General features: G+C 73.2%; 19 protein-coding genes. 7 read left to right on the top strand and 12 right to left on the bottom strand.

Going from position 1 to position 21961, the window contains the following annotated elements; all coding sequences use genetic code 11:
- Positions 1-186: 186 nt before the first annotated feature.
- Together J2S63_RS01015 and J2S63_RS01010 are read right to left on the bottom strand one after the other, a co-directional pair.
- Complete coding sequence (locus tag J2S63_RS01015; RefSeq protein WP_310297431.1) at positions 187-1479, bottom strand: ArsB/NhaD family transporter; 1293 nt, start codon at positions 1477-1479, stop codon at positions 187-189.
- On the bottom strand, positions 1476-1934 hold the full coding sequence (locus J2S63_RS01010) for a TrkA C-terminal domain-containing protein (RefSeq protein WP_310297428.1): 459 nt from the start codon (positions 1932-1934) through the stop codon (positions 1476-1478). The genes J2S63_RS01015 and J2S63_RS01010 overlap by 4 nt, the downstream gene beginning before the upstream one ends.
- 67 nt (positions 1935-2001) lie before the next feature.
- Here J2S63_RS01010 and J2S63_RS01005 point away from each other — a divergent pair, with 67 nt between their 5' ends.
- Positions 2002-3234: an alpha/beta fold hydrolase gene (locus J2S63_RS01005; RefSeq protein WP_310297426.1), complete on the top strand. Its 1233-nt coding sequence runs from the start codon at positions 2002-2004 to the stop codon at positions 3232-3234.
- A 31-nt stretch (positions 3235-3265) separates the two neighbouring features.
- On the opposite strand, the gene J2S63_RS01000 is transcribed toward J2S63_RS01005, so the two are convergent.
- The 5 genes from J2S63_RS01000 to J2S63_RS00980 form a co-directional block, all read right to left on the bottom strand.
- On the bottom strand, positions 3266-3724 hold the full coding sequence (locus J2S63_RS01000; protein WP_310297424.1) for an SRPBCC domain-containing protein: 459 nt from the start codon (positions 3722-3724) through the stop codon (positions 3266-3268).
- Between the two features lie 121 nt (positions 3725-3845).
- Complete coding sequence (locus J2S63_RS00995; RefSeq protein WP_310297422.1) at positions 3846-4517, bottom strand: response regulator; 672 nt, start codon at positions 4515-4517, stop codon at positions 3846-3848.
- On the bottom strand, positions 4514-5671 hold the full coding sequence (locus J2S63_RS00990) for a sensor histidine kinase (protein ID WP_310297420.1): 1158 nt from the start codon (positions 5669-5671) through the stop codon (positions 4514-4516). Before J2S63_RS00990 ends, J2S63_RS00995 begins: the two co-directional genes overlap by 4 nt.
- Positions 5672-5699: 28 nt before the next feature.
- Positions 5700-6419, bottom strand: a complete 720-nt coding sequence (locus J2S63_RS00985; RefSeq protein WP_310297418.1) for a CPBP family intramembrane glutamic endopeptidase — start codon at positions 6417-6419, stop codon at positions 5700-5702.
- A complete protein-coding gene (locus tag J2S63_RS00980) occupies positions 6416-6925 on the bottom strand; it encodes a hypothetical protein (RefSeq protein WP_310297416.1) in 510 nt (169 codons plus the stop codon). The genes J2S63_RS00985 and J2S63_RS00980 overlap by 4 nt, the downstream gene beginning before the upstream one ends.
- Positions 6926-7061: 136 nt before the next feature.
- Here J2S63_RS00980 and J2S63_RS00975 point away from each other — a divergent pair, with 136 nt between their 5' ends.
- Complete coding sequence (locus J2S63_RS00975) at positions 7062-7835, top strand: ABC transporter permease (protein WP_310297414.1); 774 nt, start codon at positions 7062-7064, stop codon at positions 7833-7835.
- A 15-nt stretch (positions 7836-7850) separates the two neighbouring features.
- On the opposite strand, the gene J2S63_RS00970 is transcribed toward J2S63_RS00975, so the two are convergent.
- Positions 7851-8282 carry a type II toxin-antitoxin system Rv0910 family toxin gene (locus J2S63_RS00970; protein WP_310297411.1) on the bottom strand — a complete coding sequence of 144 codons (432 nt, stop codon included), beginning with the start codon at positions 8280-8282 and terminating at the stop codon, positions 7851-7853.
- A gap of 200 nt (positions 8283-8482) precedes the next feature.
- On the opposite strand from J2S63_RS00970, the gene J2S63_RS00965 reads away from it, so the two are divergent.
- From J2S63_RS00965 to J2S63_RS00955, 3 genes are all read left to right on the top strand, one after another.
- Complete coding sequence (locus J2S63_RS00965; protein WP_310297410.1) at positions 8483-11680, top strand: carboxypeptidase regulatory-like domain-containing protein; 3198 nt, start codon at positions 8483-8485, stop codon at positions 11678-11680.
- Positions 11681-11798: 118 nt separating this feature from the next.
- Entirely contained in the window at positions 11799-12005 is a 207-nt protein-coding gene (locus tag J2S63_RS00960; RefSeq protein WP_310297408.1) for a hypothetical protein, read from the top strand.
- A gap of 87 nt (positions 12006-12092) precedes the next feature.
- Positions 12093-12752 carry a response regulator gene (locus J2S63_RS00955; protein ID WP_310297406.1) on the top strand — a complete coding sequence of 220 codons (660 nt, stop codon included), beginning with the start codon at positions 12093-12095 and terminating at the stop codon, positions 12750-12752.
- On the opposite strand, the gene J2S63_RS00950 is transcribed toward J2S63_RS00955, so the two are convergent.
- Together J2S63_RS00950 and J2S63_RS00945 are read right to left on the bottom strand one after the other, a co-directional pair.
- Entirely contained in the window at positions 12746-14320 is a 1575-nt protein-coding gene (locus J2S63_RS00950; protein ID WP_310297402.1) for a GAF domain-containing protein, read from the bottom strand. The two genes, J2S63_RS00955 and J2S63_RS00950, sit on opposite strands and share 7 nt — an antisense overlap.
- A 37-nt stretch (positions 14321-14357) precedes the next feature.
- Positions 14358-14795: a pyridoxamine 5'-phosphate oxidase family protein gene (locus J2S63_RS00945; protein ID WP_310297400.1), complete on the bottom strand. Its 438-nt coding sequence runs from the start codon at positions 14793-14795 to the stop codon at positions 14358-14360.
- A 232-nt stretch (positions 14796-15027) separates the two neighbouring features.
- On the opposite strand from J2S63_RS00945, the gene J2S63_RS00940 reads away from it, so the two are divergent.
- The gene (locus J2S63_RS00940; protein ID WP_310297398.1) at positions 15028-15630 is read left to right on the top strand and encodes a hypothetical protein; all 603 of its coding nucleotides are present in this window, start codon (positions 15028-15030) and stop codon (positions 15628-15630) included.
- Positions 15631-15717: 87 nt separating this feature from the next.
- Here J2S63_RS00940 and J2S63_RS00935 read toward each other — a convergent pair whose 3' ends face one another.
- The gene (locus J2S63_RS00935; RefSeq protein WP_310297396.1) at positions 15718-19113 is read right to left on the bottom strand and encodes an error-prone DNA polymerase; all 3396 of its coding nucleotides are present in this window, start codon (positions 19111-19113) and stop codon (positions 15718-15720) included.
- A gap of 15 nt (positions 19114-19128) precedes the next feature.
- Positions 19129-20697 carry a Y-family DNA polymerase gene (locus J2S63_RS00930; protein ID WP_310297393.1) on the bottom strand — a complete coding sequence of 523 codons (1569 nt, stop codon included), beginning with the start codon at positions 20695-20697 and terminating at the stop codon, positions 19129-19131.
- Positions 20698-20994: 297 nt separating this feature from the next.
- Between J2S63_RS00930 and J2S63_RS00925 the strand changes: the two genes are divergently transcribed.
- On the top strand, positions 20995-21957 hold the full coding sequence (locus tag J2S63_RS00925) for a hypothetical protein (protein WP_310297389.1): 963 nt from the start codon (positions 20995-20997) through the stop codon (positions 21955-21957).
- Positions 21958-21961 lie beyond the last annotated feature (4 nt).

Genomic DNA, 21961 nt, shown 5'->3' with positions numbered 1-21961 from the left:
CCGCCGATGTGTGGCGGATTCGTGCACTGTTCGGCGGATCCGGACACCGGTTGTCCGTGGTCGGATGTCGGCATCCGCCGAACTCGGACCCGATCCGCCGAACCTTTCTTCGCGAGCGACCATCGGCAGAGTCTGACGGCTGGGTATCCCGAACCTGAACCACGGCGGGCGGAGAGCGCACGACCGTCAGGCGAGCACGAAGTAGCGGAGGTAGACGTACCCCCACGCCACGACGAGCGTGGCCGCGGTGACGACGACGCCGTACTTCGTGAAGCCCCAGAAGCTGATCGGGGACCCGGCCTTGGCGGCGATGCCGAGGACCACCACGTTGGCGCCGGCGGCGACCGCGGTCGCGTTGCCGCCCAGGTCGGCGCCGAAGACGAAGGCCCACCACAGGGGGCTGTCGGCACCCGAGGACGAGGTCGCCGCCACCATGTCCTCGACGATCGGGGCGGTCGCCGTCGAGTAGGGGATGTTGTCGACGAAGGCGCCGACCACGCCGGAGCCGAACAGCAGGACGGTCGCGGCGAGCAGCTCGCGCTGCCCCATGGCGTCGGCAGCCCACTCGCCGACGGCCCCGATGATGCCGACCTCGACCAGGGACCCGACGAGCACGAAGAGCGCCATGAAGAAGGCGAGGGTGCCCCACTCGACCTCCTCGAGGAACTCCTCGGGCGTCGTGCGCGAGACCACGACGGTCGCACCGGCACCCATCATCGCGACCACCGAGGGATCGAGGTGCAGCATGGTGTGGAGGCTGAAGGCCACCATCACGAGGCCGAGCACCACGAGGCAGCGCACGAGCATCCGGACGTTGGTGATCGCCTCGGCCGGGCGGAGGTCCGCGAGCGCCTCGACAGAGACCGGCGCCTGGAGGTCATGACGGAACAGCAGCCGCGCCAGCAGCAGGAAGAACCCCAGCAGGATCACCGTGAGCGGGAGCGAGTGGACGAGGAAGTCGTCGAAGGTGAGCCCCGCGCGGCTGCCGATGATGATGTTGGGCGGGTCGCCGATGAGGGTCGCGGTGCCGCCGATGTTGGCAGCCAGGATCAGCGAGATGAGGTACGGCGCGGGGGAGGTCCCGAGCCGCCGGCAGACCGAGAGGGTCACCGGGGCGACGAGGAGCACGCAGGTGACGTTGTCGAGGATCGGAGAAACAGTCGCGGTGACAAGAACCAGGAGCACGAGCAGCTTGTAGGGCTGGCCGCCCGACCGTTGCGCGGCCCACAGGGCGAGGAACTCGAACAGCCCGGTCTGCTTGAGCACGCCGACGATCACCATCATCCCGAACAGCAGGAAGACGACGTTCCAGTCGATGCCGGTGTGCGGGTCGAAGAACGCGGTCTCCGCATCGACCAGCCCGATCACGGTCATCGCGGCGACGCCACCGAGCGCACCGGCCACCCGGTGGACCCGCTCTGTGGCGATGAAGGCGTAGCTGACGAGAAAGATCGAGACGGCGGCCGACGTCAGGATCACGCGGTCCGGCCCCGTGCCCCGACCAGCTCGCCCTCCTCGTCGTACCACCGGGCCAGGCGACCGGACCGGCTCACCGCCCTGAGCCGGTCCTCGACCTGCCCCACCTGGTCACGCGCGGTCACGGCGAGCACGCGGTCGCCGCTGCGCAGCACGGTCCTGCCACTTGGCACGAACACGCGCCGGCCGCGCGTGACCAGGGAGACGGCGGAGCCGACGGGCAGGCGCAGCTCGTCGACCTCCACCCCGGCGAGACGGGAGTCGTCCTCGACCTCGAAGCGGAGGAGGACGGCGTCGAGCCGGTCCAGGTCGGCGTACCCGATGGAAACCTTGTGGGTCAGGCTCCCTCGTTCCTCCCACCGCGGCTGGCGACCGCAGCCGATCGCCAACCCGATGGTGAAGCCCAGGGCAGCGCACAGGATCCCGACCGAGACTGCCACCTCCACCACGCCGACCATGGGGTCAAGTCTTCGTGGGCTCGTCGGCCCGGGGTATGGCGGCTGCCACCCATCTAGGCTCCGACGCATGACCACCGAGACCAAGCTCCCCGGCCTTGTCACGATCGAGCACCGGCTGACCGTCCCCCTGGTCCACGGTGAGGAGGGCGGCGAGACGATCGAGGTCTTCGCCAGGGAGGTCGCGGCGCCGGACGGTCGCGACCGGCCGTTCCTGGTCTTCCTGCAGGGCGGTCCGGGTCACGAGGCGCCGCGACCGGAGAGCGCCCGCTCGGGGCCCGCGTGGCTCGGTCGGGCGCTGAAGGACTTCCGCGTGCTGATGCTCGACCAGCGCGGCACCGGCCTCTCCACCCCGTACGACGCCCCGGGTCCCGACCCTGCCGCCGACGCCGAGCGCCTGAGGCACTTCCGGGCCGATGCGATCGTGCAGGACGCGGAGCGGTTCCGGGAGCACCTCGGGGCGCAGCGGTGGAGCGTGCTGGGCCAGTCCTTCGGCGGCTTCTGCGCGCTGCACTACCTCAGCGTGGCGCCGGACAGCCTGCGCGAGGTCTTCTTCACCGGTGGGCTGCCTCCGGTGGGTCGACCGGCCGACGAGATCTACGCCGGGACGCTCGACGCGATGCGGGTCCTCAACGAGCGCTACCACCGCCGGTTCCCCCAGGACCGTTCGAGGCTCCGGCGACTGCTCGAGCTGTGCGACGAGGGAGCGGTGCGCGACCCGCACGGCAACCCGATCTCCCGGCGGCTGATGCGCACGATCGGCCATCCGTTCGGCATGGACGGAGGAGCCGAGACGCTCCACCACCTGCTCGAGCACGACCCGACCTCCGCCGCTTTCTCCCACGACGCGGCGGCGCTGCTGGCGTTCGGGGCGCGCAACCCCATCTATGCCGTGCTGCACGAGTCGTGCTGCGCGGACGGGGGAGCGACGCGGTGGTCGGCCGACCGCGTGCTGCCCGACGACTTCGCCGGCGACTCGCTGCTGCTCACCGGGGAGCACCTCTTCCCCTGGCACTTCGAGGACGACCCGCTGCTGCGGCCCTACCGCGAGGTCGCGGCGCTGCTCGCCGAGCACGAGTGGCCCCGGCTGTACGACGCGGACGTGCTCGCGCGGGTCGACGTGCCGTGTGCGGCGATCATCTACGCCGACGACCCCTACGTGCTGCGCGGCTTCTCCGAGGAGACCGCGGCACTGGTCCCCTCGATGCGGCCGTGGCTGACCAACGAGTACCTCCACAACGGGTTGCGCACCGACGGGGAACGCATCCTCGACCGGCTGATCTCGCTGGCTCGCGACCTCTGAGTTCGGTCCGCGGCCGCGCGCCCCACGCTCGTCAGGCCGGCACCAGGGTCCGGGCAGGGACCACGCGGTCGAGACCGCGGAAGAAGCAGCCGGTGAAGTGGTTGCCGAAGACCCGGAGCGCGGCCCCCGAGACCCGCGAGACGAGGCCCCCGACCCGGGCGTCGGCGACGTAGGTCAGGACGGTCGTGCCCCGCGGGCCGTCGGTGAGACGCACCCGCAGCACGAGGTCGATGCGGCCGCAGCGGCCCTTGGCGTCGACCCGCACGAGCAGCTCCTCGCCGGCGACCTGGTCCTCGATGGTGAAGGTGCCCCGGTAGCGGTCGGCGACCGGACCGACGCGCGCGGCCATCGTCGCGGCGTACGTCCCGGCGCCCCGCGGGGTCAGCGACTCGCACCCGGTCACGAGCTCACGCAGGACCTCCGCGTCGTGCAGCGTCCGCCACACCGCGTCCCGCGTCGCCGACACCTCGCGCTTCCCGTCGAACCTCATGGCCCCTCCTCGCCTCTCGATGCCCTCAGAGTGCGAGGAGGACTGTCCCGTCGACCAGATACAGGTGTCCCGAGGTCGTCCTGCAGATGTCCCGACCTCCGCCGGTGGCGGCGGACCCGGGTCAGTCGGACAGCTCGACGAGGCCGGCGCGGTAGGCGTAGCCCACGAGCTGCGCGCGGTCGCGCAGGCCGGTCTTGCTGAAGACGTGGTTGATGTGCGTCTTCACCGTCGACAACGACACCACGAGCTCGTCGGCGATCTCGCTGTTGGACCGGCCCAGCGCGATCAGGCGCACCACGTCCGCCTCCCGGGCCGTGAGCTCCTCGGGCGTGAGCCCGGTCGGGGTCGGGACGCCGAAGGCGCGACCCGAGCGGAGGGCCTCGAGGAGCATCCGCTGGACCTCGGCGTCGAGGTGGGCAGCCCCGGCAGCGGCAGAGGTGATCGCGTGGTGGATCTCGTCGGCGCCGGCGTCCTTGGTGAGGTAGCCCCGGGCACCGGCGCGCAACGCTGCGAAGACCCGCTCGTCGTCGGAGTAGGTGGTCAGCACGACGACGGCGACATGGGGATGCGCAGCGGTGATGCGCGCGGTGGCCTCGATGCCGTCCATCCTCGGCATGTTGAGGTCCATCAGCACCAGGTCGGGCTCGAGCGTGGCCGTGAGCTCCACGGCCTCCTCGCCGTCGCCCGCGCTCCCGGCCACGACGATGTCGGGCAGGAGCCCGAGCAGGGTCTCCAGGCCTTCTCGCACGATGCGCTGGTCGTCGACGACCAGCACGCGGACCGTGCCGCTCACGTCGGCAGCTCCAGCCTGACCACGAACCCGTCGTTCGTCGGGCCGGCCTCGAGGGAGCCTCCTGCGAGCTCGGCCCGCTCGCGCAGACCGGTGAGCCCGTGTCCGCCGTCGTGCTCGGTGTGGACGGGGGCGGTTCCCGGGCGTCGTACGTCGGTGGCGGTGAGCACGACCGTGTCCGGCCGCCACTCCAGGAGCAGCGTCGCGCACACGCCCACGCCGCCGTGCTTCGCGGAGTTGGTGAGGGACTCCTGGGCGGTGCGGTAGATCGCCAGGCTGGCCTGGGCGGTGACGGCGCGCGGCTCACCTCGGACGGCGAGGCTCGCCCGCAGGCCGTACGCCGAGGCGGCCTGCTCGACCAGCTCGGGGAGGCGGTCAGGACCGGGGAGGGCGTCCCCGCGCAGAGCAGCGATCGCCCCCCGCGCCTCGGCGAGGCCGCTGCGTGCCAGTCTCGACGCACGGGTGACCCCCTCGACCACGCGTGGATCCGCCTGGGTGCTCTCCGCGAGCACGCGAGCAGCCTCGAGCGACATCACCTGGCCCGACAGGGCGTGGGCCAGCACGTCGTGCAGCTCTCGCGCGAGACGAGCCCGCTCCGCCAGGGCGGCGCCCTCGGCCTCGTGGACACGGGCGACCTCGAGCTCGGCCAGCAGCTGCTCGGACCGGGCGCGCTCGAGCCGCGCGGTCCGGGTGGCGGCCCCGACCGCGAAGGTGAAGCCGACGCCGAGGCTGTTGGAGGTGATCGAGGTCAGCACGTGCGGGGAGACGGCTGCGGAGCCGAGGTCCAGCACCACCAGGACGCCGACGAGCCAGGGCAGCGCCTCGCGCGGCGGGAGGCGGATGCCCAGTGCCGCCGCGGCGAAGAACGCGAGGAGGAACCCCGAGGAGTCGAACGCGCGAGCGTTGAGCAGGCCGCCTCCCGCTCCGACGACGAGCAGCAGTGCTCCCTCGACGCGTGGTGACCTCGGCGGGGCGAACAGCTCGAGGAGCCAGAGTGCGACCGGGACGAGCGTCAGGCACAGGACGACCGGATCGGCCAGGTCGCCGAGCAGGCCCACCAGCAGGACGACGGTCGAGACGAGCCCGAGGGCCCGCGCCGCGCGCTGCCAACGGACCAGGTCCTCCGAGGGTGGCGCGCTCGCCGAGTGCACCCGCATGGAGCCACCGTAGACAAGGCCGGGCACGTCAGGCACGCAGCGGGGGCAGGAGGACGGGACTCACGCGCGTCGCACCCCGCCGCACCAGCAGCAGGCCGAGGCCGAGCAGGACGACGTCCTGGGCGACCAGGACCGGGATCGCCGGCACCTGGCCGACCTGGGCGGCCAGGTCGGTGAGGAAGTGCAGCACGACCAGCGGGACGAGCGTGCCCGTGCGAGCGCGCAGGGCGGCGTACCCGACGCCGAAGCAGAACGCCCCCCAGCACTGCGCCAGCACCAGGCCGGGGCTGTCGCGGTAGAGCAGGTTGGCCAGGTGGGCCAGCCCGAAGAGCGCGGACCCGACCAGCACGGCGCGCCGCAGTCCCAGCGGCAGCAGCAGTCGGTGGACCCACCCGCGCCACATGAGCTCCTCGACGACCCCGGTCAGGAGGTAGCCCGCGACCAGGACCGCCCACGTGCCGGACGACAGGTGGCGCACGCCGTGGACCAGCGGGCTGACCGCCAGCAGCGCAGGCAGCACCAGCAAGGACGTCTGTCGCCACTCGTTGCGAGGCGTCACGCCCACCGCGCGCCACCCACGGGTGCGCGCCGAGAACGCGACCACGGCCACCGTGAGGAGGGCGACGAACGACAGGGCGCGGGCCTGCTGCGAGGACGCCGGCCAGGCCGCGGCGCACACGGCGTACCAGCCGGACGCCGCAGCCAGGAAGCACACCAGGACGAGGACCGCTCGCGTCAGCGGCCTCATGCCGCCACCACCACGGGCCGAGTGGCGCCGACGTACTGGGCGGCGGTGACCGCGACGCGGGTGGACACCATGGCCAGCGCCATCAGGACGAAGGCAGCGGTCCAGGCGTCCGCCCCGGTGATCCGGTGCGTGTAGGAGTACAGGCCGATCTGCTGGGAGAACCAGTGGTCGGCGCCGAAGGCGAAGAGGACGCGACCGCCGATGACGACGGTCCAGAGGGCTGCGTAGGCCCGCCCGGCCGAGGTGACGACTCGTCCCGCCTCCCTCCGGACCCGCACGAGCGCCCCGGCGAGCAGCCCGAGCAGGACGCCCGCGACCAGGCCCACCACCTCGAGGGTGGCGTCGTTGCCCGCGGTCGGCACGTGCCTCAGGAACACGGCCGCCGCGACGGCCACGAGGGCCAACGGCAGGACGAGCCGGCGCCAGGTCAGGTCACGGGTCCCGAGGTTGGTCGCGAGGACGAAGACGAGCAGCCCTGCGTTGAGGACGTACTGCGTGACGGTCATCGGTGGTTCCCCTTTCTCGGCGACCGGTCGGTCGCCCTCCGGAAAGGTAGGAGCACAGAGGTGCCCGCCGGATCGGCGTGCGGGTCGACCTTGTCGCCTCCACCCCAGGGTGGAGACCGCGTGGGAGGCTCGGCGCGTGGTCGCCCTCTCCACCGCCCCCGCCGCCGACTGGCGCCTGGCCGTCGTGCTGCTCGTCCTGGGGGTGGCCGCGGTCCTGGTCTCGCGGGCCGGGCGGCTGCCGGTCGCGCGCGAGCAGGCGCTCGCCGCGGTCCGGGCGGTGCTCCAGCTCGCCGCGGTCTCCGCGGTGATCGCGCTCGTGCTGCGGTCGACGCCGTGGTCGATCGGCTTCGTGCTGCTGATGTTCGCGGTCGCGACGTTCACCGCGACGCGGCGGCTCGGCGTACCCCTGGACCAGCTCGGCTGGGTCGGCCTCGCCGTCGCCGCCGGCGCCGCCCCCGTCGTGGTGCTCGTCCTGGCGACGGGCGTGATCCCGTTCAACGGGCCGGGGCTCCTGCCGATGTCGGGCATCCTCATCGGCGGCGCGATGACCGCGGCCACGCTGACCGGACGACGAGCGCTGCAGGAGCTGCGCGCCCACGTCGGGACCTACGAGGCGGCCCGCGCGCTCGGCTTCTCCGGGCCCGAGGCGATCCGGCTCGTCGTCGAGCCCTCCTCCGGAGACGGGCTCATGCCCGGCATCGACCAGACCCGCACGGTCGGACTGGTCACGCTCCCCGGGGCGTACGTCGGCGTGCTGCTCGGCGGGGGCAGTGCGGTCGACGCGGGGGCGGCCCAGATCCTCGTGCTGGTGGGGCTCCTGGCCGTCCAGGCCTCGACCGCGGCCACGTTGTTGCGCCTGGTCGCCGTACGCCGGGTGCTGCCGCTGGAGCTGGGCGGCCTCGCGCGCTGACGCAGGGACCGGGCGTCAGCCGACGAGCGCGGCCAGCCGCGTCATCGAGGCCTCGAGGTCGCCCTTGATGGTGCGCGCGGCGACCCCGCCGAGCGGGCCCTTGAGCATCGGGTGGCGGAAGTCGGCGCGCATGGCGATCTCCGTGCCGCCGTCGCGCCCGGTCAGGTCGAAGGTCAGGCTCACCGCGGTGCCGCCGACGCCGTCGCCGACCAGGGACGCGTGGTGCGGCGGCCGGAGGTCGCGGATCGTCCAGGCGATGCGGTTGCGGATCCCCTTGGCGCGGATGACGCTCTCGATGCGCTGGCCCTCCGCGAGCTCGTCGGGGAGGTCGCTGCGCCAGCCGTCGTGCAGGGACAGCCACTGGTCGAACCGCGACAGGTCGGTCACGGCCGCCCACGCCTCCTCGACCGGGACGTGGCTGGCTGCGGTGAACCTGAGCTCGGTCATGGGCGCGAGCCTAGAGGTGGGTCGGCCCGCTCGCGCGAGCACGCGGCCACCCGACGTACCACGCCTGCGCCACGACCGAGGGACAAGCGCGAAGTTCTGGGCAAACGGGTCAACCTGGGTGAAACCCCTCGCAGGTGGGCGATCGCCGACACGCTGTGCGGATGCGATCTCGGCGCGTGGTGAGCTCTGTCCTGGCAGTGATGACGTCCCTGCTCGTCCTGCTGTCCCTGACGGCCGGCCCGGCGCAGGCCCAGTCATGGACCCTCAGCGGGCGGCTGCAGGCTTCCGACGGCGGAGCGGTCTACAACGCGTCCATCACGGTGTACGACGTCACGATGCCCGGGTACCGGGTGCTGCAGATCTTCACGATGCAGCACGACTACGCGCTCCACCTGTCGCGGCCCGGCACCTACCAGGTGGAGTACTCGGCACACGGCTACGACTCCACCTGGTACGGCGGCGCGGACACGCCTGCCTCCATCGTCATCGACGCTTCCGGCCAGGCCTCCATCGGCGGCCGGCCCGTGCCGGACAACACCCTCGACGACGTGACCCTGCTGCCGGCCACGCCGCACCCTGTCTCGGGGGAGGTGGTCGACGACGACGGGGCGCCGCTCTCCGGCGTCCTCGTCGAGGCGTTCGACGCGGAGGGCAGCCCGACCGAGCCGGCCGCCTCCGCGACGACCGGCGAGGACGGCGCCTACGTGATCGACCTGATCGCGGGCTACTTCTCCGTGCGCTACACGGACCCGACCGAGCGGCACTACACGGGCTACCTGGGTGGCGGTCCCGACCGCCAGCTCAACGTCGAGGAGGACGGGAGGCTGTGGCTCTACGGCCGGCTCCCCTGCCCGAGCCTGTGCCCGGTGGCCCTGATCAGCAAGCCCACGGTCTCCGGGCGGGTCGTCGACGCCCTCGGCGACCCCGTGGCGGGTGTCTCGGTCTCGGTCGACCCGATCGGGACGTCCACCGACTCGGGGACCGCGACCACCGCGTCCGACGGCGGGTACGTCGTCCCCGTGGAGCCGGGCACCTACCAGGTGACGCTGCAGAAGACCGGCTGGGCCGGCACGAGGTACGGCGGACCCGAGTCGCCCACGACGGTGACCGTCGCGGACGCGGGCAGCACCCTCGACGACGTCGTCCTGGCCAGCACCCCCTTCGCCCTCAGCGGCAGCGTGACGACCGCCGACGGTCCGCCCTCGGGTGTCGTGGTGGACGTCTTCCCCCAGGGGTCGACCGACCCGGCGGACCTGGTCGACTCCCAGACGGTCGGCTCCCAGGGCGGCTACACGGTGTCCCTGCCGGTGGGCCGCTACGACCTCGCGGTGCGCGACGACGACGCCGCGGCGCCGGCGTACGTCTCCACCGTGCTGGCCGAGGTGACCGTCGGCCAGGACGGCGCGCTGACCGTGGGTGGGGCACCGGTGGCCACGCTGCCGCCGGTGGAGCTCACGGTGTCCCTGGCGACGCTCCCGCACGACGTGGTCGGCTCGGTCGCCGACGTGCTGGGCGCGCCGGTCGACGGGGTGACGGTGCGTGCGGTCCCGGTCGGCTCCGGCCTCGCCACCACCACGACGAGCGGGGCCGACGACTCGCTCGGCGACCACGGCCGGTTCCGGCTGGGCCTGGTGCCGGGCTCCTACGAGCTGCACGCCGGCGGGGGAGCGGACTGGCTCGACACCTCCTACACCGGTGGGGACACCTCCACCGCGCTGGTCACGGTCCAGCTCAACGGTGCCGTGCTCGTCAACGGCGTCGGTTGTCCCGGCGCCGACCTCGGCCAGGTCGAGGTGCAGGGCCGCCCGGTCCACGTGCTGCGCGGCTCGGTCGCCGAGGGCGACCACCCGCTGTCCGGCATCACCGTCGAGGCCTTCGTGCCCGGCGACCTGAGCACTCCCGTCGCCTCGACGACCTCCGGCCCCGACGGGACCTGGGTGCTCGACGGCGACCACGGCGTGCCGGTGGGCACCTACGGGGTCAAGCTCTCCGGCGCCTCCGGCGGCTCGACGTACGACGCTGCCTGGTTCGGTGGCGACCCCGCCTCCGAGGTGGTCGTCGCCCAGGACGGAGTCGTGTCCGTGGCCCAGGTCCCCGTGGCCGACGCCACGCTGGGCCGGGTCGTCCTGACCCGCGCCCCCTCGTCGGTCACGCACCCCGTCGTCGGCACGGTCGTCGACGTGACGGGAGCACCCGTCTCGGGGCTGACCGTGCGCGCCGTCCCGGAGGGGTCCGGGGGCGCGCCGACCGCCACGACCGGCCCCGACGGCGGCTACCGGCTCGACCTCGTGCCCGGCGCCTACGACCTCGGTGTCGACGGCGGTGCCGACTGGCTCGACGCCACGGTCGGGACCGTGACCGTGCAGCTCGACGGCACGGTGCTCGACGGCACGACGGCGGTGGCCGACGGCGACCTGGGCGAGCAGCAGGTGCTCGGCAGCACGGCGTACCCCCTCCACGGAGCGGTCGCCGAGGGCGGACACCCGCTGCCCGGCGTCACCGTGTCGGCGTACTCCCCGGACGACCGCACCACCCCGCTCGCCACCACGACCAGCGGCGACGACGGGCGGTGGACCCTCGGCGGCGCCGACGGCCTGGTCGTCGGGACCTACGTCGTCCGGCTGACCGGCGCGGACCACGACGCCGCGTGGTTCGGCGGCGCGACGGCCACGCCCGTCGTGGTCGGCCAGGGCGGGACCGTCACCGTCGACGGCTCGCCCCTCGCGGGCGCGGTGCTGCCGACGGTCACGCTGACCCGCACCGTGACCGAGGACCCGACGCCCGACCCGACCGACGCGCCCACCGACCCCGAGCCCGCCCCCGCCCCCGAGCCCGAGCTCGCGCCCACCGTCGTCACCGCGCCGGTGCTGAGCGGCACGGTCGGCGCGGGACGGACCGTGACGACGACCCTGGGCACCTGGAGCGTCGCCCTGGCAGGTCGCGACGTGCGCGTCAGGTGGCTGCTCGACGGGGCACCGGCCGGTCGCTGGAGCAGCGGCGCCCACTCCCAGCGCTTCACCGTCCCCGTGTGGGCGCGATCGAGGCGCGTGTCCTACCGCGTCGTCGTGGCCCGCGCGGGCACGAGGCCAGCCGGGGTCTGGACGAGCCGCTCCTACGTCGTGCCCAAGGCGGTCTCGCGCACGCGCGCCTCGCTGACGAGGTCGCGCCTGACCATCGCCGTGACCGCCCCCGGTGCTGCACGCCCCAACGGTCTCCTGGTCATCCGGGACGGACGGAGGGTGGTGCGCCGCGCGCGGCTGCGCCCGGAGGGCGAGGGCGTCCGCGTCGTCCGCCTCGTGCTGCCGCGTGGCAGGCACCGCCTGACGGTGGTCTACGGCGGCAACCGCAGGGTGATCGGGTCCACGACCCGGTTGACCGTGTCCGTCCCGCGGCGCTGACCGAGGACGGAGCACCCGGGGTCCCGCTCGTCGCGGTCGAGGGTTTCCCCCGATGCCGGCGGCCTCCCTCGGGGAGGACCGTCGAGGGGGTCCTGGTCCGGCAACCGAGGAGAACCCGATGCACTACGCGCCCGTCCTCTCCGACCACCTCGTCAACGGCAACGTCCGCGAGCGCGACGGCGCGAGCGTCCGGGCACGCCGGATCTACGTCGCCAAGCGCGGCGCTTGGCGCAACTGGTGGTCGATGTCCGTCGTCGAGCAGCCACGCCTCCGGACGCCGCGGGCCCGACCGGTCGGTGCGCGCGGGCGCCTGCCGAGGCTCTGAGGCCGCGGGGACCGCCCGCGGCAGGATTCCGCCGTCCTCCCGCACCGCAGCGCCGACGCGGCCCGCGGGATCTGGTCGAATGGGCCCATGACGGACGCACGGACGACGGTGTTCCTCCTCGACGACCACGAGATGGTCCGGGAGGGGCTCAAGGTCATGCTCGAGGCCTCGGGACGCGTCGAGGTGGTGGGGGAGTCCGACTCCGCCAAGGAGGCGGCGCGGATCATCCCGGCGATCCGGCCCGACGTGGCGATCCTCGACGCGCGGCTGCCCGACGGCTCGGGCATCGAGGTGTGCCGCACGATCCGGGCGGTCGACAGCAACCTCAAGGCGCTCATCCTCACGTCGTACGACGACGACGAGGCGCTGTTCGCCGCGATCATGGCCGGGGCGGCCGGCTACGTCCTCAAGGACGTCAAGGGTCACGACTTCGTCGACGCGATCGAGCGGGTGGCAGCCGGCCAGTCCCTGATCGACCCGGCGCTCATGGCCCGGGTGCTCGACCGCGTGCGCAACGGCCCGCAGGTCGCCCCCGAGCTCGAGGGGCTCAGCGAGCAGGAGCTGACGCTGCTGTCACTGATCGCCGAGGGCCTGACCAACCGGCAGATCAGCGAGCGGATGTTCCTCGCCGAGAAGACGGTCAAGAACTACGTCTCCCACCTGCTGGTCAAGCTCGGCCTGCAGCGCCGCACCCAGGCCGCGGTGCTCGCGACCCGGCTGCTGGGCGACCGCCCCCCGGCTCACTGACGCAGGGGCACCTGCCACCGCAGGGCCGTGCCGCGCGGTGCGTGCGGCCCGAGGGTGAAGCGTCCGCCGAGCGCCGAGGCCCGGGTGCGCGCGTTGCGCAGCCCGCTCTCGTGCACCTCGGACGGCAGGCCCACCCCGTCGTCGACGACCTGCAGCACCACGTCGCGCGAGGTGACGTCGAGCTGGACCTCGGCGAGCGTCGCCCGCGCGTGCCGGGCGATGTTGGACAGCGCCTCGCGCAGCACGGCGAGGAGCTCGACCTGCACCTGGTCGGGCACCGCGGTGTCGACCGGCCCCGCGGTCCGGACGGCGGGCGCGAAGCCCAGCGCCTCGACGTACTCCTTGACCAGCTTGCGCACGTCGCGCCGCAGCGAGGCCTCCTTGCGGCTCTGCAGCTCGAAGATCGTGCCGCGGATGTCCTTCACGGTCAGGTCGATGTCGTCGACGGCGCGGTCGAGCCCGGCTGCGAACTCCGGCCGGTCGGCCAGCATCCGCAGGCCCTGCAACCGCATGCCGGTGGCGAAGAGCCGCTGGATGACCAGGTCGTGCAGGTCGCGCGCGATGCGGTCGCGGTCGGAGAGGATCGCGAGCTGCTCCCGGTCCTGCACGGCGCGGGTGCGGTCCAGCGCGAGGCCGACGTGGTCGGCGAAGGAGTGCATCAGCTGCTGCTCCTGCGCGTCCTGCAGACGCTCGTCGTCGTCGAAGACGGCCAGCAGCGCGTTGGAGGCCGACAGTGCCGAGCGCATCGGCAGCACGACGGCGAACCGCGGCCGTCCGTCGAGGACGACCGGCTGGAGGTCGCGCGGGTCCGAGGGGTCGAGGAGTGCGTCGCCCTCGCGGTCGAGCAGGTCCTGGAGCGCGGCCGCCTCGGGGCCGTCGCTCGCCTCGACGACCGCGCCGTCCTCGTCGAGGTGCACCACCGCGACGGCGCGGGCGGTCGTCACCGAGCGGAGGATCCGCACGACCTCGGCGAAGGCGTCGTCGACCGGGATCGGAGGCTGCAGCGCGTCGCCGACCCGACCCGTGGCCTCCAACCACTGCCGCCGGCGCTCGCTCAGGCCGTAGGTGCGCGCGTTGCCGATCACGTGACCGGCGGCGCCCGCGAGCGCGGTCACGGTCTGCACGTCCTCGTCGGTGAAGCCACCGTGCTTCTCGGTGAGGTAGAGGTTGCCGAAGACCGTCCCGTGCACCTCGATCGGGACGCCGAGGAAGGTCGTCATCGGCGGGTGCCCCGGCGGGAAGCCGTAGGACTGCGGGTGCTGCGTCAGGTCGTCCAGCCGCAGCGGGCGCGGGTCGTCGATGACGACGCCGAGGATGCCGCGGCCGTGAGGGAGGTCGCCGATGCGGTCCCTCGCCTCGGGGTCCATCCCATGGATGACGAAGTTCTGCAGGCCGCCGGTGCGGTCGACCACGCCGAGCGCGCCGTACGTCGCACCGGTGAGCTCGCAGGCCGACTCGACGATCCGGCTCAGCACCCGGTGCAGGTCGAGGTCGGTGGAGATGGCCACGACCGCGTCGAGCAGCGCCCGCGCGGCGCGGCTGTCGTCGGGGGAGTCCGGAGAGGTCACGGGACCTGTCTACCGCCTGCCCCGGAGCGGGGCGACCTCAGGAGGCGTGCACCACCCGCTGCACCGGGGTGGTCAGGTCGTCCCCCACGCTCCGCCCGGAGATCTCGGACCACGGGATGCGCAGGTGCAGGTCGCGGTCGCCGTCGGCCCACGGTCGGGGCGCCCAGATGCGCTTGAGCCGGCGCACCTCGGCCGGGTCGGTGACGACCTCGGCGCGGCCCTGGACGGTGACGCTCCATCCGGTGTGGTTGGCGTAGTCGAAGTGGTCGACCTCGAACGCGACGAGGTCCTGCGGGCCGTAGGTGCCGAGGGCGCTGTAGGGGGAGGTGGCGACCAGGATCGTCTCCTCCACCACCGCGTAGTTCACGGGCACGATGTGGGGCCCCCGCGGCGTCGTCAGCGCGACGCGTCCCATGACGTTGGAGTGCAGCAGTCGCACGCACTCCTCGAAGCCGAGCTCTCGTGGCCTGGGCATGATCTCGTCCTCTCGCGCGTCCTGATGACTCCAGCCTCACGTGGGCCACCCCCGGGGGTCGATGGTCCAAAGACCTCAACCGAGGAGGAAGTCAGCCCCAGCGGGTGCCGAGGACAGGTCAACTACCTTCGACCATCGACCTAGAGGACAAAGACCCTTCGGTCCGGAGTGGCCGGTCGCCAAGACTTGTCTCGACGACAAGAACCGCAACAGACCGAAGGACTGGATCATCATGCGAAGGAAGACGCTCGACGCGCTCGTGGCCTCCACCGGCGCCGTCATCGCCATCGTGCTGCTCGCTGCGGGCGGCCTGCTCACCTGGGCGAGCAGCTACATCGACACCCAGGTCCGCGACCAGCTGACCATGCAGGACATCACGATGCCGGCCAAGGACTCGCTCGAGACTGCGAGCCAGCACAAGGCCCTCGACCAGTACGCCGGCCAGAAGATGGCGACCGGCGACCAGGCCCAGGCCTTCGCGGACCACTACATCCTGGTCCACATGAACGCCGCCAGCGGCAACCGCACCTACGAGGACGTCAGCGGCGAGTTCATCGCCAAGAGCGGCGCGGACCCGAAGTTCGCGGCCAGTCCCGAGGGCCAGCAGCTGGGACAGCTCCGCCAGACGCTCTTCATGGGCAACACCCTGCGCGGCCTGCTCCTCAACGCCTACGCCTTCGACACCATGGGCGAGATCGCCGGCTACGCGGCGTACGCCTCCTTCGGTGGGGCTGCGGTCCTGCTGCTCCTGGTCGGCGCCGGCGCGGTCCACATGCGTCGCACCCCGGCCGACGTGGAGGTCGGACACCGGCACGACGAGCTGGTCGGAGCCTGACCCGGGCACCCAGCACCACAGCAGCACAGCCGCACAGCGGCACAGCGAGAAGGGCGGGACCACCTGGTCCCGCCCTTCGTCCGCGCCTCACCTGAAGTCGCGCGACGACGCGCGCGCCTGGAGGACCGCCCCGGCTCCGGGGACCACGACGTCGATCGGCTCGACCCGGTCGGCGACGAGGTTGGTCACCCCCTCGTTGCGCTCGAGCCGCCCGCGCACGACGACCGCGACCCGGTTGCGTGCCGCCTGCCGGTGGGCCTTCATCACGCCGATCGAGCAGACCACGTTGAGCATCCCGGTCTCGTCCTCGAGGTTGAGGAAGGTGACGCCCATCGCGGTGCCCGGTCGCTGACGGTGGGTGACGAGCCCGCCGACGTGGACGCGGCGGCCCGCCTCGGTGCTCTCCAGCTCAGCGATCGAGCGCACGCCGGCGCGGCGGAGCTCCTCGCGCAGGTGCTCGACCGGGTGTCGCTCGGGCGAGACGCCGGTGGCCCACAGGTCGGCCATGGTGAGCTCGGGCTCGCCCATCCCGGGCAGCGTGGGCGCCGCCGGCGCGGGGGTCGTGCCGGGCAGGTGGTCGGCGCCCTCGGCGAACCCGGCCGCCCACAGTGCCTCCCGGCGGTCGAGCCCCCACGCGTCGAACGCGCCGGCGGTCGCCAGCGCCTCCAGCTGGGCGGAGGTGAGGCCCGCTCGGCGGGACAGGTCGGGCACGCCGGTGAACGGCGCTTCGTCGCGGGCCGCGACGATGCGTCGCGCCGCCTCGAGCCCGACGCCTCGGACCGAGTCGAGCCCGAGGCGCACGGCGAGCGCGCCGTCGCGCCGGTGGGCGGGCACGGGGTCGGGGGTGCCCGGCACCCACTCGGTGCGCTCGAACCGGGGACGGCGGCACTCCTCGAGGCCGGTGGTCGTGACCTCGCCCGAGACGGGCTCCAGGTCGGCCTGCGCCGCTGACCGCGTGACGTCGGGCCGGCGTACGTCGACACCGTGGCGGCGGGCGTCGCCGACCAGCGACTGGGGCGAGTAGAAGCCCATCGGCTGGTTGCGCAGCAGGCCGGCCAGGAACGCGGCGGGGTAGTGCAGCTTGAACCACGACGAGGCGTAGACGAGCAGCGCGAAGGACAGCGCGTGCGACTCGGCGAAGCCGAAGTTGGCGAAGGACAGGATCTTGACGTAGATCGAGTCGGCCAGCTCGCCGGTGATGCCGCGGCGCTCCATGCCGGCGTAGAGCGTGGCCTTGACCGACTCGATGCGCTCGACGCCCCGCTTGGAGCCCATGGCCCGGCGCAGGAGGTCGGCGTCGTCGCGGGTGCAGTCGCCGAGCGTGACCGCCATGGCCATCAGCTGCTCCTGGAAGAGCGGCACTCCCTTGGTGCGCTCGAGGACGGGGACGAGCTCGGGGTGGTCGTAGGTGATCGGCTCCTGGCCGGTGGCACGGCGGACGTAGGGGTGCACCGCTCCGCCCTGGATCGGGCCCGGCCGGATCAGCGCGATCTCGATGGCCAGGTCGTAGAACTCGCGCGGACGCAGCCGCGGCAGCGTGCCGATCTGGGCCCGGCTCTCGACCTGGAAGACGCCGATGGAGTCGGCGCGGCACAGCATGTCGTAGACCGCGGGCTCCTCCTTGGGCATCGTCGTGAGGTCCCACCGCTCGCCGAGGTGGTCGGCGACCAGGCGCATGGTGTGGTCGAGCGCGCCGAGCATGCCGAGACCGAGCAGGTCGAACTTGACCAGCCCCATCGACTCGCAGGCGTCCTTGTCCCACTGCAGCACGGTGCGCTTGTCCATGCGTGCCCGCTCGATCGGGCAGACCTCGCCGATCGGCCGCTCGGTCAGGACCATCCCGCCGGAGTGGATGCCGAGGTGACGTGGTGCCCCCATCAGCTCCTCGGCCAGGGCCACCACCGGGGCGGGCACGTCGTGGGCCTCGGGGTCGCCCTGGTCGCCCGCCACCACCGACTTCCAGCCGTCGATCTGCTTGGACCAGGCGTCCTGCTGGCCGGGGGAGAAGCCGAGCGCCTTGGCGGCGTCGCGCACCGCCATCCGCGGGCGGTAGGCGATCACGTTGGCGACCTGGGCCGCGTTGCGCCGGCCGTAGGTGTCGTAGACCCACTGGATCACCTCCTCACGCCGGTCGGAGTCGAAGTCGACGTCGATGTCGGGCTCCTCGTCGCGGTGCGCGGAGATGAAGCGCTCGAACGGCAGGCGGTAGAACACGGCGTCGACCGCGGTGATCCCGAGGGCGAAGCAGACCGCCGAGCTGGCCGCGGATCCCCTTCCCTGGCAGAGGATCCCGCGCCCGCGGGCGAAGGCGACGATGTCGTGGACGATGACGAAGTAGCCCGCGAAGTCCTTCTCGGCGATGACGCGCAGCTCGTGCTCGAGCCGCTCGCGGGCCTCGCGCTCGTGCGGCACCCCGGCGTACCTCTCGGCGAAGCCGCGCTCGGCCAGCACGCGCAGCCAGGAGTCGGCGGTGTGCTCCTCGGGGATCTGCCGCTTGGGCAGGGCGGGCGAGGCCTTGTGGAGGTCGAAGGCCAGCTCGTCGGCCAGGGTGACGCTCCGCGCGACGGCTCCGGGGTGCGCCGCCAGCGCGTCCTGCATCTCCGCGCCGCTGCGCAGGTGGCCCGAGCCCGAGAGGTCGAGCCAGCCGTCGAGCTCGGCGAGGCTGCGGCGCGCCCGCACCGCCGCCATCGCGGAGGCGAGCCTGTGCCTCTCCGGGGTGGCGTGGTGGACGTTGCCCGCCGCGACGACGTCGAGGCCGTGCGCGGCCGCCAGCCGGGCGAGCGTGGCGTTGGTGGTGTCGGCACCCGGGCGCGGCGACAGCTCGACGAGCACGTGCTCGAGCCCGAAGAGACCGGTCAGCCGGTCGAGCTCCTCGGCAGCCGCACGCTCCCCGCCGTCGCCGGCGAGGGCCTGCTGGACCGTGCCCTTGCGGCAGCCGGTCAGCACCACCCACTGGCCGCGGCCCTGCTCACCGAGCTCGTCGAGATCGTAGACGGGCCGGCCCTTCTCGTCGCCGCGCAGGTGGGCGTCGGTCATCGCCGCGGCCAGCCGGTGGTAGCCCTCGACGCCGCGCGCCAGCACCAGCAGGTGGCTGCCCTCCGGGTCGGGCGTGCCGTTCTGCGGGCCGGTGAGGCCGAGGGACAGCTCGGCACCGAACACGGTCGCCAGGTCGTACGCCGCCGCGGCCTCGGCCAGCATCGGCGCGCCGTAGAAGCCGTCGTGGTCGGTGATCGCCAGGGCGTGCAGCCCCAGGCGCACGGCCTCCTCGACCAGCTCGGCGGGCGAGCTCGCGCCGTCGAGGAAGCTGAAGTGGCTGTGGCAGTGCAGCTCGGCGTAGGGGGTGACCGCGGCGGGCCGCTCGATCGGTCGGGCCGTGGTGTGGCCGCGCTTGCGCCGGGAGACCGGCGCGTCGTCGGCGCCGGGCAGCCCGCTGAGCCGGCGCTCGAGCTCGGCCCACCGCATGGTCGGGTTGTTCCACCCCATCAGGCCGCACGGTCCTCAGTCATAGGCAGCCTCCAGCGACCACCCGTCGGGAGCGCGCAGCAGCAGCCACGCGCGCCCGTCCGCGCCGACGACCTGGAAGCGCGCCGAGCGTCCGGGCCCGCCCGTCCACCAGCCCTCGTCGGTGGGCCAGGGCCCCGCCCAGGCGGTCACCGGCTGCCAGGGGAGCACCCCGCCCCCGACTCGGAAGCGACGGGGCTCGCCCGTCACCGCGCCACGGTCGGTGACGCGCACCTCGCGGTCGGCGCCGTCGACGACCTCGGCGACCGGGGGCTCCGCGAAGACCCGCACCGGAGCCGGTCCGGGGACGCGTCCCGGCCACGGCCGGTCGGTGGGGCGCAGGTCGACCGGGCGTTCGCCCCACGGCACCAGCGCCTGGCGCGCGGACGGGCTGCGCCCGCCCTGCAGCACCGGTCGGACCACGGCGTCGAAGCCGATCATGCCCTGCACGCGAGCGACGCCCCGCTCGACCAGGTCGTCGTTGGCGCCGCCCCACAGGGCCTCGCCGTGGGCGGCGGCGGGCTCGACCACCTCGGGCAGGAAGCGGATGCGCTCGACCGGCGCCCGCACCTCCCCGGACTGCTTGCGCGCACGCAGCGACCCCCCGACGTCGCCGGACTGCAGCTGCCAGTGCACCCGGTCGACGAGGTCGCGCGCGGTGAAGTGACGCGGGTGGAGCCACACGCGCGAGGAGCACACCAGGCCGTCGGACTCGGCCTCGACCCGCACCCCCGTCGCGACGAGCTGGCGCTGCGCGAGCTGGTCGACGAAGCGCTCGGCGGTGGTGCGCACGCTGAAGGTGATCGCCTCGACCGAGTCGAGCGCGTCCTCGAAGAACACCTGGGCGTCGAGCTCGGGCGGGGGAGTGCGCGCGGCGAAGAGGGTCGGGTCCTCGCCACGTGCACGACGGCGTACGACGGCGCCGTAGGCACCCAGCCGGTGCTCGACCGCCTCACCCGGCAGGTCGGCCAGGTCGCCGAGCGAGCGGAGGCCGAGCCGTTGCAGCAGGCTGACCAGCTCGCGCCCGCGGGCGCCGTCGTCCTGCAGCACCTCGACGGGCAGCCGGCGCAGGAACGCCGGCGACCCGCCCTCGTCCACGACCGTCCACGCCTGCACCTGGGCGGTGCGGGCCGCCTGCTCGGCGGTGAAGAGGTCGTCGGCGATGCCGAGGCGCACGTCCCACACGCCGGCCTCGACCAGCGCCTGGCTCACGGTCGCCGCGGCGGTGGCCTCGGTGCCGTACCAGCTGCCGGGTGCGCGGACCGCGAGCATGCCCGGCCGGAGCGCCGCCACCCCGGGTCGAAGGTCCTCGACCGTGGCGAGGACGGGCTCGAAGGCCCGCGCGTCACGGTCGGGGTTGGCCCGCAGCAGCACCAGCTCCGGGCACCGGGCCTGCGCGTCGCGCCGACGCTGTCCCCGGCGCACGCCCTCGGACCGGGCGGGTCCGTTGCAGACCTCGACGACGTTGCCGTGCAGCACGGCGGCAGGGGAGCGCGGGGACTCCTCGGCCTCCTCGAGCGCCGCGACCACCGACCAGTCGGGGCACCACACCACCATCACCCTCATCGGGCGACCCAGGGGCCCTCGCGCCGCGGCTGGTCGAGCACCGGGCGGGCCAGGTCAAGGGTGTCGGGGCTGCGGAGGGGCATGCCCAAGGATCGAACACCTGTTCGATCTCGTCAAGACGGGGAACCGTGACGAAAGGCCCGTCTCGGACCCGGGACCCTGACGGGAGCCCAATCTCGCGAGTAGCGTCCCGCTGACTGCCCGACCGACGGGCCACTCGACCATCGTGGGGGAACCATGAAGCGTTCGTCTCGAACATCCGTCCTTGCTGTGTGCGCCGCCGCTGCCCTCCAGGTCGTGGGTGTGGCGGGCGCGGCGGTCGCCACTGCTGCCGGCGACCCGGCCGCCTCGACCAGCGCACGAAGCACCCTGACCGGCAAGAGCATGTACGCCCGCACCACCCTCACGTCGACCAGCGGCAAGAAGATCGTCTTCAGCGTCTCCGGCTACTCCTACAGCGACGGCACCACCGTGTCGCTGTCGATGGCCAACGGCACCGAGTCGCACTCCTGGTCCTACAAGGCCCGTGCCGCCGACCTGACCATGGACAGCACGGGCAAGGGGACGCTGACCCTCACCTCGACCCAGACCGGTGACCGCGGCAGGGTCAAGCTGAGCTTCCGCCCCACGGACCCGGCGAAGACGACCTCCTGCGGGGGTCAGGTCTCCTCCAAGACGCGCAAGGTCGCGGTGAGCGGCATCGCCTTCGCCAAGTCCGCCACCAAGGCCTGGGGCAACGTCGGCAAGGCGTCCAGCTCGATCACGTTCGGGACCGGCTCGGTGAGCTGGAGCTACGACAACCCCAACCCCTGCCCCAGCCCGAAGCCGCCGTGCGCGAGCTCGCTGAGCTGGTCGGTGACGCGCTCGAGTGCCACGTCCTACCAGGGCATCAGCGGCTACCGGACCGGGACGAAGGCCAGTGCCTACGCCTACCGCAACGTCAAGCTCTCGAGCCCCGCGGGCGCCTACCGGTCGGACTCCAGGTCGCTGTCGTCGGTGACGCTGCCGACCTTCAAGGGCACGGCGGCGTCGGCCACGCTCGTGGCCAAGGCCGGGGGCGGGTCCGCGACCCTCACGGGCAAGAACGGCTACTCGTACACCAACCCCTGTGGCACCTCGGGCACCCTGAAGTCGACCTCCTGGTCGCAGGCCACGGCCAAGAACGGCTCTCCCGCGCTGAAGATCCCCACGCAGATCTACCCGGCGTTCGTCGCGGCCAACACCGACTCGGCGTACTTTTCCCGCACGGTCGTGTCCTGACGTC

The organism is Nocardioides marmoribigeumensis (genome assembly GCF_031458325.1).
GTDB lineage: Bacteria > Actinomycetota > Actinomycetes > Propionibacteriales > Nocardioidaceae > Marmoricola_A > Marmoricola_A marmoribigeumensis.
This window is presented reverse-complemented; position numbering and strand designations above follow the sequence as displayed.